Origin of the sequence: Acinetobacter sp. YH12131, from assembly GCF_013418635.1 — a bacterium.
GTDB classification, from domain to species: Bacteria; Pseudomonadota; Gammaproteobacteria; order Pseudomonadales; family Moraxellaceae; genus Acinetobacter; species Acinetobacter towneri.
The window spans coordinates 26,658-36,196 of sequence record NZ_VPBQ01000023.1 but is presented as its reverse complement, the minus strand read 5'-3'; the positions used below and the strand labels follow the sequence as shown (position 1 = coordinate 36,196).

Sequence of the window (9,539 nt, the reverse complement as noted above, 5' to 3'; positions counted from 1 at the left end):
CTTCCCGAACTCAGAAGTGAAACCTCTTCGCGCTGATGGTAGTGTGGGGTTACCCATGTGAGAGTAAGTCATCGCCAGCTCATTATTCAAACACCCTCAACTAGCGTTGGGGGTGTTTTTTTATGTAGAAAAGAAAATATTAAAAACTATAAAAAGTGAAGGCAAAATAAAACCATCAGGGGATGGTTTTAAAGAGTAAGCATACTTTCTAAATTTGATTAGATTTCACGTAGTTGTCGACGTGCATGTTTAAGTGCTGTTCTTAAACCCTCTTCTAGTGTTGGATGGTAGAACGGTTTATCTAAAATATCCTCAAGTGTGAGTTCTTCATCAATCATCCAAGCCAATAAGTGCGCCATGTGCTCAGCAGCATCCACAAATAATTCAGCACCTAATAACTTTTGACTTTTATTATCAATATAAACTTCAATAGCACCTTTATTTTTTCCTAGCACCAAGGCGCGACCTTGTTTTTCATAAGAAACAAAGCCTGTTGTAAATGCAATATTTTGATCTTTCAGTTGTTTATAGTTTTGTCCTACAGATGCCATTTCAGGTGAGCTAAACACAATACCCACGGGTGTTAATGTTTTAATATTTTCAATATTTGGAAAGCTTAAACAATTATGCACGGCTGCACGCCCTTCATGTGCTGCTTCATGTTGAATGGGGGTGTTAGTGTGTGCATCACCCACAATAAAAATAGCATGCCGTCTGAGTTGTTTGGTGTGTGCATCAATTGTGAGCTGTTTGATGTTGTTAAAACTCGTATCAATATTTTCAAGTTGAAGCTGATCTAAATAGCTGCGTCTACCCGTGGCAACCAATACATAATCGGCAGTTAAGCTCTGTGTTTGTCCATCTTCTTGATATTCAATTTGCACGCCTTGTTCTGTTCTTTGTAGTTGTGTTGGCAAGGTTTCAAATTTGATATTCAATTCTTGACTAAGTGTATTTTGTGCAATGGTTTGTAGTTCTGGGCTGCTGAGTGAACCAACTTTACGACTACGTGCAAAAATAGTGGTCTCTACCCCTAAGCGTTGCATAGCTTGAGCTAACTCGATTGCGATTACACCACTGCCAATGACGACCAAAGATTGCGGTAAGTTCTCTAATTCAAAGATTTGATCTGATGTGATTAAGCGTTCACCTAAGTTTACTTTCCATGCTTGCTCATAAGCAGGAGTAGAGCCAACTGCAATAATAAAAGCTTTTGCGTGATATTGTTGTCCATTCACTTGAATTGTATGGGCATCAATAAAAGTCGCAAAGCCTGAAACTTTATGGGATGTTTCCCAGCGATCTACATCTTTTTGTGTGGCACGGGTAAAACGATCACGTAATTGACGTACGTGCGTCATGATTTGGGATGTATCAATTTTTGCATCTACCGTGAGTGCAACTTCTTGTGCATGTTGTATGTCGTGCATGCGATTGGCACTAGAGATGAGAACTTTGCTGGGCATACAACCAACGCGGGCACAGGTGGTGTCCCATGGACCGTGATTGATGATGAGTAGGTTTTGGGTGTATTTAATCGCTTCTTTATAGGCGCTAATGCCTGCGGTGCCTGCACCAATAATAATGAGGTCGTACATTTGTGAGCTACTTCATGTAATAAATAAATTTAGGCTAACACGAGCAAAACATTTATCATGCTTTTATTTACATAAAGCAGTAACTATGGTTACATATCTGACAATATTAATTATGTATTTGATTAACTCGTAGTTTTAGAGGGATTTGGGGAATAACTCAATGAAAAAGAAAGAAATTAGTTTGAAATTTTCGGCTGTGGCTTTAGCGGTTCTATTGGCTAGCTGTGGTGGCGGTGGTTATTATGATAACAATGCTGCTGATACTGATAAAATTGAAGATAGTGAGACTGTTGAGCAAGCTGTTGTTGCGTCTGCATTAAAAATTGAATTAGACAAATTGTCTATGGCTGCGACAAATGGTCAACTTACTGTTACGGTTAGAGCCCTTGATGAAAACAAAGGGGGAGTACCAGATGCTAATATTACTTTAATGATTGTTGATTCAACGAATAATGTTAGTAATTTAAGTGTAGCTGTGCAAAAAACTAATGAATCTGGAAATGCTGTATATGTATTAGCGACTCCAAGTACGTCGACAACATTGACTGATTTGATTAAAAATGGTTTTAAAATTATAGCTAAAACAAATAACGGTGCATTAAGCCAAGAACAAACAATTTCTGTCACAGGTGCTGATACTAACAATGGTTCTGATACTACAAGTATTGTTCTGTTTGATGCGACAAAAACTTCACTCAATGTTCGAGGGGATCAAACAACAGTAACTTTAACGGCTGTTGATGCTAATGGAGCTACTTTATCTAATCAAGCTATATCATTAAAAGTCAAAAATTCGTCTCTAAATGGCGTCAAGTTCACACCAAATGCTACTCAAACAGATAGCAATGGGAAAATTACGTATACGCTATCTTTCAGTGAATCGCAAAGAGTGAAAGATTATAGTGCAGAGCAGTTCATCAAAGATGATTTAGTGCTAGAAGCTAATTTTGGTCAATCAACTCAAGTTTATACATATAAATTAGATGTAGTAAGCTCTACTGTTCCTAAGCCTGTTGGTGCTATTTCTGTTTTGTATAATCCAACAAAAATTGAAGACTCAGCATCAGGTGTTTACTATTACAAAAATATTTCTGTACATGTAACTGATGTTGATGGGAAACCTTTACCAAATCAAGATGTGGTAATGGGAGTTAATGCTTTAAGTTATAACAAAGGGAATTATAATTTTTTTGATACAGATCTTCCCCCAGATGGTAAGGTTGATAAGTATCTTCCTGATGTAATAACACAATGTTTTTCTCCAATTACAAAAGTAAACATTGATGGTAAGCAAATTGATCAATTACAGCCTGTGAAGCAAGGACAGACAGTTCAGGTTGTTTCTTTTATTAATGCAGAGGATCAACCCGCTACTGATAATAAATATACAACAGATGCAAATGGACGCTTTGATTTAAAAATTCAATATCCTAAAATTTATGCAGGATATTTAAATATTCAAATTCTTGCGAACTCGATTGTGAGTGGTAAATCAATAAATGGTTCTACTAGTCTTGGCTTAAGCTACTTAATCAGTGATGTAGATATTGAAAATGGTATTGCACCAAATTTGGAAAGTCCGTATGGAACATCGTTAAATTGTTCTGATGGGGAATAATAAAAAAAACAGCGCTTCGGCGCTGTTTTTTATGGGGGATTTCAATTTAAAAATTAAAGAGAAGTCCCCACACTCACACCCACCGTCGGGCGTACTTGCATAGAACTACAAGCACTCAGAAGCAAGACACACATCACCACCAATAAAACTTTATTCATGCAACAAACCTTGAGATTTTGCCTGATGAAATAACGCACTAGAACGAGCGCCACTACGGCAAATCATCAGAATGGGTTTTGGAAGCTCATTATAATATTTGGCGAATTCAAGAATATCTGTTTGAGAAATTTTACCGCTGTTGACAGGTTGATAAATCACACTGATCTGAGATTTTTCCGCGATATTGCGTAATTCACTCACCTTGACTACATTGCCCATCTCTTGATCAGGGCGGTTCACAATCACAGATTTAAAACCTCATCGCATCAACTGTGAAAATTTGGCAGCATTCATCTGACCTGCAACACTGACTTTGGTATTTAAAGTCTGAACATCGTTTTGAGCGTGACTCAGCGGGATACTGCTGCAGATCAGAACACAGCAAAATACATACTTGAGGATTGATCTAGTCATCCAACAAATCCATTTGTTTTGCTAACTGGAATAAGTTGTTTGAACGGTTACCCGTGCGGCAGAACATCAACACAGGTTTTGGCAATTCGTTATAGTGATTGGCAAACGTACGCACATCTACTTCAGTAATTTGACCCGACACCACAGGCTGATAGACATAATCTAAACCTGCTGCACGTGCAGCTTCTTCAATTTGCGCACTGCTTGGTTGCTCGGCACCACCTTCCATATCTGGGCGGTTATTAATAATTGATTTAAAGCCTTTTTCTACAACTTGGCTCACATGTTCAGGACCAATTTGACCCGCAAAACCGACTTGTTCAGACATGGGAATACTCCATCATTTTATTCATGACAATATGCTTTATGATAGCATTAAGCAGATTCAAGAGCAGAATGTTCTGAAATATTTATAACGATGATAACGATAAAATAACGCAATGGAGCGCTTATGCATTCCTATACGGTCGAGCCTTTATATGTCAAAAGTGATCATGAGGTGATTGCTGCAGACTTTTATCGCCCTAAATCTATAGAAAAACCCGCGGTGATTCTGATGGCGCATGGTCTAGCAGCCTTGCGTCATTTTAAATTGGTGCAATACGCACAGCATTTTGCTCAGGCAGGCTATGCCGTGGTGTTATTCGATTATCGCTATTGGGGCGGAAGTACGGGGCGTCCACGTGAGTTGGTATCCATAGAGGCGCAGTTAGACGACTGGCGCAGCATGATTTCACATATCGCGGAACGTAAGTCGATTGATGCCAAACGCATGATTCTGTGGGGAACTTCTCTGAGTGGCGGATATGTGCTGAGTTTGGCCTCACGCTTACACAATATTGCCGCGGTCATGGTACAAGTGCCTTTTGTAGATGGTGCGGAAAGTGCCAAGTTATATCCTTTGCAGCAACTTCCGAAAGCCCTAAAAATCTCCAGTCAGGACTATATGGGAGCAAAGGTAGGGATGTCGCCCAAAACGCTTGCAGTGGTGGCGCAAAAAGAACTGTGTTTTTTACCGACCACAGACAGTTATGCAGGTTATATGTCAATTGTGAACCCCGATCATTACTGGAGTGGGGAAATTCCTGCTCGGGTGTTTTTTAATTTGATTCGTTATCGCCCCATTCAAGAAGTGCGGCAAATCAACATCCCTGTGTTATTTATTGCTGCACAGCGTGACAGCCTGATTCCAATTGAATCGAGTCGTGAAACGGCCACCAATATTGCGCCTTATGTGCAATATGAAGAGTGGGATATGCAACATTTTGATATTTATCATGGAGAATGGTTTAAAAAAGTCATTCAGACCCAATTAGAGTTTTTACAGCAACTGTTTGGAGTTCAGTAAATGATTATTGTATGCCCTGAATGCGGTGCAAAAAACCGTGTACCTGAAGATAAATTATCTGCCAATCCTGCATGTGGGCAGTGTCATCAAGCGCTGATTCCGCTTGCACCCATTGAATTGAATGAGCAAAATTTCAGTAATTTTATTCAAAATAGTGACTTACCTATTCTGATTGATCTTTGGGCGGACTGGTGTGGTCCTTGCAAGATGATGGCACCACATTTTGCAACAGTTGCCAAGCAAAATCCGCAGGTGGTGTTTGCCAAAATTGATACCGAGGCCAATCCACGCTTAAGCAGTGCATTCCATGTGCGCAGTATTCCAACACTGGTATTGATGAATAAAAGCAATGAAATTGCTAGAATAAGCGGCGCGCTACGAGCGACTGAATTACAACAGTGGTTGGATCAGCAACTCAACGCCCAGTCTTAATGCACTGTTCGTGCTAATTTAATGCAAATGTCCGGAGTGAACGTGTCAGATTCTCATGCAAAACCAGAGGGAGTGCTTTCCCTACAAACAATTGCCATGCCAGCAGATACCAACTGGAGTGGAGATGTCTTTGGAGGCTGGATCGTTTCACAGATGGATTTGGCTGGTGCGATTCATGCCGAGCGTTTTAGTAAAGGACGTTGTGCCACGATTTCCATTAACCAAATGACTTTTTTGGTGCCTGTAAAAGTGGGCGATGTGATCAGTTGCTACACCAAAATTTTGAAAGTGGGCAATACTTCAATTCAAATGCAAATTGAAGTGTGGGACAGCCATGACGATTCACGTGAAGCCGTACGCGTCACCGAAGGGGTATTTACCTTTGTTGCGGTTGATGTCAAAGGCTCAAAACGTCAGATTCCTGAAGAAGCCAAACAGAAGTTTTTAGAAGCTCAGGCTAGTCAAGCATCATAAGTATCAAGCTAGTCAAACATCGTAATGAAAAAAATCCCAGCACAGTAGCTGGGATTTTTTCTTGGAGAGGAAACAGGCGTTAGGCTTGTTTCTGCTTTAAATGTGCTTTTGACACCCATGCCCACAACATTTCACACTGAATCGGAGCTTCGCCTGATTCATCAATCACACTGACATTGACCAGTGTTTCACCTTTGTCGGTGCTGTGCATGAGTTGTTGCTGTTCTGGGCTGAGTGTGGCAATGGCTGTCATTGCACCTTGAGTTGGACGTTTAAAGTCCACTTTCAGGCTTTTAATCAGCACAATGGCACTATCAGGCACATTCATGGCAGTTACAAAACCTGTAGCAGTTTCGGCAAGCAGCGCCATAGCACAGGCATGTACCTGTCCAATATGGTTTTGCATGGCTTTATGATTGGCAAGACTGACCACCACTTGCGATGGGGTTACTTCTTGATAGCGAATTTTCGCAGTGCCCACCATCGGCACGACACGACCAAAGGCTTGACTCAAAAGGCGGCTTTGAATGCCTTTCGGCAATTTTGATGTTGCTTTGACCAGTTTGTTTAAGCGATTGGTTGGTGTCATGACATCCCCAAATTAATCTTTAAAGTTGTTAAATTGCAGTGGCAGACCAAATTGTTGCTCTTTCAAGAACGCCATGACTTGTTGCAATGTGTCGCGTTTCTTGTCGGTCACACGAATTTTGTCACCCTGAATAGAAGATTGCACTTTAATGCCACTGTCTTTAATGGCTTTGTTAATTTTTTTTGCGGTATCTGAGTCAAGACCATCTTTAAGTTTGATCACTTGAATCACATTTTTACCTGATGCGGTCATTTTTTGTGGGTCAAGCGCCTGAATGTCGACTTTACGCTTATAGAAGTGATTTTCGAGCATGGTATACACTTGCTCACATTGGAAATCACTTTCAGTGGAGATTTTAATCTCTTTGTTTTTTTCATTGAGGTCGATAGAAACATCCTGACCACGAAAATCGAAACGAGTACCGATTTCTTTTTGTGTGTTTTGAACCGCATGATTCACTTCAAAAAGTTCTAATTCAGAAACAATATCGAAAGAAGGCATAATGAAGACCTTTGCAAATGGAAACAATATCTGAGATGCTAGGGATGTTTTCTTCATTTGCCAAGTGTTGTTTTACATCAAAGGAGTGCGCAATGATCCGTAAACAAGAAATTACAACATTTGAGTTCCCAGCTGACGCGATTATCTGGGATGTACGTGATGCAAGTGCTTATGCCGAAGCTCATGTTAAAGGTGCTGTGAATCAGCCAATTAACGATCTATCAGCAGAGAGCCTCACTCAGGTGTCGGCGGATCAACCCATTTACATTTTATGTGGTGGCGGAAGTAAAGCCCCACGTGCAGCGGAAAAACTAGAAGGTTTGGACAGCTCACGTGAATATGTGGTTTTAATGGGTGGTACACGTGCTGCGCGCGACGCAGGCATGCCTTTGGAACAAGGTCACTAAGTATCATCAATATGAAGAAAGCGCCGTAAGGCGCTTTTTTGTTGGGTATCGTTTTATTTCTATTTTCTCTAAGCGAGCGTTAGCTTGAAGGTGGAGGAGCTTTAAAATAAGGCTTCTTGGTTTTCACCTTTTTCTGAAAGCGTGTAGCTGCCAGTTTTTGTAGTAAGTTTTTAGGTACAGGGCATGCTTCCGCTAAAACTTGTGCTGCCAGTATTTCACTGCACAACGGAGCAAATAAAAAGCCTTTAGAACCGAGTCCTGCAAAGCTGTAAATTTCCTGATCATCACGCATTTTGCCAAGTAGGGGAAAATAATCCTGACTTTGGGCGCGTAGCGAAGCACGACCTTGCCAAGTGTCTACGGGTGCTAAGTTTTCGGAATACGTAGGAAAGACACTGTGGATAAGTTCGCAGTTATGCACATGGTCTTCTACCAAGACGTCACAATCTTCCCGATTTGGATAAAACGATGCACCTAAGATCAGTTGATCGGCATTGAGCTGCATGCAATAGCCGCCATAGCTATAGGCTTGTGATAATGGCAAAGCCTGATCGGTATTATTTACCCAGCTAACTTGCCCACGAATGGGTTTAAGCACAGGGTAATGCTCAAAAAAAGCACCGCTTTGCAGCGCTGCACAGACGATGACATGATCAAACACTCCAAGTTCAGTATCTAGGCTGTGTAAGATCAGTTGCTGTGCTGTCGTGGTGATTTGTTTAATTTGAGCTTGCTGAAACTGAATGTGCGGATGCGCAAGAATTTCATCACGCAGTTGATGTGGAGAAACTGCTCCTGCTTGCAATAAGCTTAAACTGGCAAAGTCGCTTTGTGGCGTAAGTTCGGTTGCACTCTGTGCTGCTAAAATACCTTTTGGGTATTGTGTGGCTAAATCCAGCAATTCATCGGCATGTTTAAGTGCCAGTTGATGAATCTGCAACGGACGAAATGCTTTGAATGCGGCATAGTGATTTAAAGCATGTTGCCATGCCAAAGTCATTAAATGATCAGCACTTTGATGAATTGGGCAAAGTTTTGGGTTTAAGAGTGCCAAAGGATTGCCAGAACCGCCTGCAAGTGGCGCTGTTTGGTCATAGAGCGTGACTTGATGCCCTCGTTGGGAAAATGCCCACGCACAGCTTAAACCCGCAATTCCTGCGCCTATGATCGCAATATGGCGCTGTTGGTTGCTTGTTGTGGTATTTGTTGTAATTTGAGTTTCGTTCTGATCGGATATTGGCTCTATTTCAGGCGCTTGCCAGATGGCTTTCAGCATTTCCCGTTTATGCCCAAAACCGCGTGGGCGGGTGATGTGAATACCGTGTTGTTTTAAGCCACGTTTGAGTACGCCTGCCACACTAAATGAGGCAAAAGTCGTGCCATAATCGGACAGTGCTACAATCGGGTTGAGCACGGTTTCCTGCCACATATCGGGGTTACAGGCGGGTGCAAAGCCATCTAAAAACCACGCATTGACAGGAGCAGTTTTAGCAATGACAGGAAAAACTTCCTGAGCATCGCCTAGCCATAAATCTAGGCTAAAGCGTTCATCTGGAAAGTTTAAACGATGACAGCCTGCAATAGCGGCAGGGTATTGCTGAATCAGCTGTTCAGACAGATGACTGAGTTCGGGCCAAGCCGCTAAGGCACGTATAAGATCGGCTTTGCAAAGTGGAAATTTTTCGACAGAAATTGCGTGTAAATGGCTGCGATTATTGGGACGTACCTGTTGCCATAATTGCCAGAGCGCTAAAATATTTAAGCCTGTACCAAAGCCTGTTTCGCCTACACAAAAATATTCAAAATCATTCAGCGCTGCTAAACGGATGGGTAAGTCATTGCCCTGTAAAAACACATGCCGTGTTTCTAATAAACCGTTGTCTTTAGAGAAATACACATCGCCAAATTGTTTGGAAATGGGCACATCAATACCATCGACCAGTTGCCAATCCAGCTCGGCAGTTTGAATAGGCTGAAACAAAACCAGAGTACCTTAAAT

The 9,539-nt window shown here is 41.5% G+C and carries 10 protein-coding genes and 1 pseudogene; 5 read left to right on the top strand and 6 right to left on the bottom strand.

What is annotated here, in order from left to right:
- Positions 1 to 218: 218 nt before the first annotated feature.
- On the bottom strand, positions 219 to 1,598 hold the full coding sequence (locus tag FTU66_RS12650) for a dihydrolipoyl dehydrogenase (RefSeq protein WP_180112902.1): 1,380 nt from the start codon (positions 1,596 to 1,598) through the stop codon (positions 219 to 221).
- Between the two features lie 160 nt (positions 1,599 to 1,758).
- Here FTU66_RS12650 and FTU66_RS12645 point away from each other — a divergent pair, with 160 nt between their 5' ends.
- Positions 1,759 to 3,216, top strand: a complete 1,458-nt coding sequence (locus FTU66_RS12645; protein ID WP_096902419.1) for an Ig-like domain-containing protein — start codon at positions 1,759 to 1,761, stop codon at positions 3,214 to 3,216.
- Positions 3,217 to 3,366: 150 nt separating this feature from the next.
- Here the strand turns inward: FTU66_RS12645 and FTU66_RS12640 are convergent.
- Both FTU66_RS12640 and FTU66_RS12635 read right to left on the bottom strand, forming a co-directional pair.
- A pseudogene (locus FTU66_RS12640) lies at positions 3,367 to 3,789 on the bottom strand (beta-lactamase hydrolase domain-containing protein).
- Positions 3,782 to 4,117, bottom strand: coding sequence for a TIGR01244 family sulfur transferase (locus FTU66_RS12635; RefSeq protein ID WP_178867982.1), 336 nt, complete (start codon positions 4,115 to 4,117; stop codon positions 3,782 to 3,784). Before FTU66_RS12635 ends, FTU66_RS12640 begins: the two are co-directional and overlap by 8 nt.
- A 123-nt stretch (positions 4,118 to 4,240) precedes the next feature.
- Between FTU66_RS12635 and FTU66_RS12630 the strand changes: the two genes are divergently transcribed.
- The 3 genes from FTU66_RS12630 (at position 4,241) to FTU66_RS12620 (ending at position 6,043) form a co-directional block, all read left to right on the top strand.
- Positions 4,241 to 5,137, top strand: a complete 897-nt coding sequence (locus FTU66_RS12630; RefSeq protein WP_180112901.1) for an alpha/beta hydrolase — start codon at positions 4,241 to 4,243, stop codon at positions 5,135 to 5,137.
- Entirely contained in the window at positions 5,138 to 5,569 is a 432-nt protein-coding gene (gene trxC, locus FTU66_RS12625) for a thioredoxin TrxC (RefSeq protein ID WP_104853053.1), read from the top strand.
- Between the two features lie 96 nt (positions 5,570 to 5,665).
- Complete coding sequence (locus FTU66_RS12620; RefSeq protein WP_228748483.1) at positions 5,666 to 6,043, top strand: acyl-CoA thioesterase; 378 nt, start codon at positions 5,666 to 5,668, stop codon at positions 6,041 to 6,043.
- 79 nt (positions 6,044 to 6,122) lie between these two features.
- On the opposite strand, the gene FTU66_RS12615 is transcribed toward FTU66_RS12620, so the two are convergent.
- Both FTU66_RS12615 and FTU66_RS12610 read right to left on the bottom strand, forming a co-directional pair.
- A complete protein-coding gene (locus tag FTU66_RS12615) occupies positions 6,123 to 6,632 on the bottom strand; it encodes a DUF4442 domain-containing protein (RefSeq protein ID WP_104853054.1) in 510 nt (169 codons plus the stop codon).
- Positions 6,633 to 6,644: 12 nt separating this feature from the next.
- Positions 6,645 to 7,133, bottom strand: a complete 489-nt coding sequence (locus FTU66_RS12610) for a YajQ family cyclic di-GMP-binding protein (protein WP_004976234.1) — start codon at positions 7,131 to 7,133, stop codon at positions 6,645 to 6,647.
- A 92-nt stretch (positions 7,134 to 7,225) separates the two neighbouring features.
- Between FTU66_RS12610 and FTU66_RS12605 the strand changes: the two genes are divergently transcribed.
- On the top strand, positions 7,226 to 7,540 hold the full coding sequence (locus FTU66_RS12605) for a rhodanese-like domain-containing protein (protein WP_004976235.1): 315 nt from the start codon (positions 7,226 to 7,228) through the stop codon (positions 7,538 to 7,540).
- A gap of 79 nt (positions 7,541 to 7,619) precedes the next feature.
- Here the strand turns inward: FTU66_RS12605 and mnmC are convergent, their stop codons facing one another.
- Complete coding sequence (mnmC, locus tag FTU66_RS12600; RefSeq protein WP_180112900.1) at positions 7,620 to 9,521, bottom strand: FAD-dependent 5-carboxymethylaminomethyl-2-thiouridine(34) oxidoreductase MnmC; 1,902 nt, start codon at positions 9,519 to 9,521, stop codon at positions 7,620 to 7,622.
- Positions 9,522 to 9,539: the final 18 nt, after the last annotated feature.

Bases quoted from the DNA above. Each gene is read 5' to 3' on its own strand.
- FTU66_RS12620 (WP_228748483.1), top strand. From the start codon at position 5,666: ATGCCAGCAGATACCAACTGGAGTGGAGATGTCTTTGGAGGCTGGATC.
- trxC (WP_104853053.1), top strand. From the start codon at position 5,138: ATGATTATTGTATGCCCTGAATGCGGTGCAAAAAACCGTGTACCTGAA.
- FTU66_RS12615 (WP_104853054.1), bottom strand. From the start codon at position 6,632: ATGACACCAACCAATCGCTTAAACAAACTGGTCAAAGCAACATCAAAA.
- FTU66_RS12605 (WP_004976235.1), top strand. From the start codon at position 7,226: ATGATCCGTAAACAAGAAATTACAACATTTGAGTTCCCAGCTGACGCG.
- FTU66_RS12635 (WP_178867982.1), bottom strand. From the start codon at position 4,117: ATGTCTGAACAAGTCGGTTTTGCGGGTCAAATTGGTCCTGAACATGTG.
- FTU66_RS12630 (WP_180112901.1), top strand. From the start codon at position 4,241: ATGCATTCCTATACGGTCGAGCCTTTATATGTCAAAAGTGATCATGAG.
- FTU66_RS12650 (WP_180112902.1), bottom strand. From the start codon at position 1,598: ATGTACGACCTCATTATTATTGGTGCAGGCACCGCAGGCATTAGCGCC.
- FTU66_RS12645 (WP_096902419.1), top strand. From the start codon at position 1,759: ATGAAAAAGAAAGAAATTAGTTTGAAATTTTCGGCTGTGGCTTTAGCG.
- FTU66_RS12610 (WP_004976234.1), bottom strand. From the start codon at position 7,133: ATGCCTTCTTTCGATATTGTTTCTGAATTAGAACTTTTTGAAGTGAAT.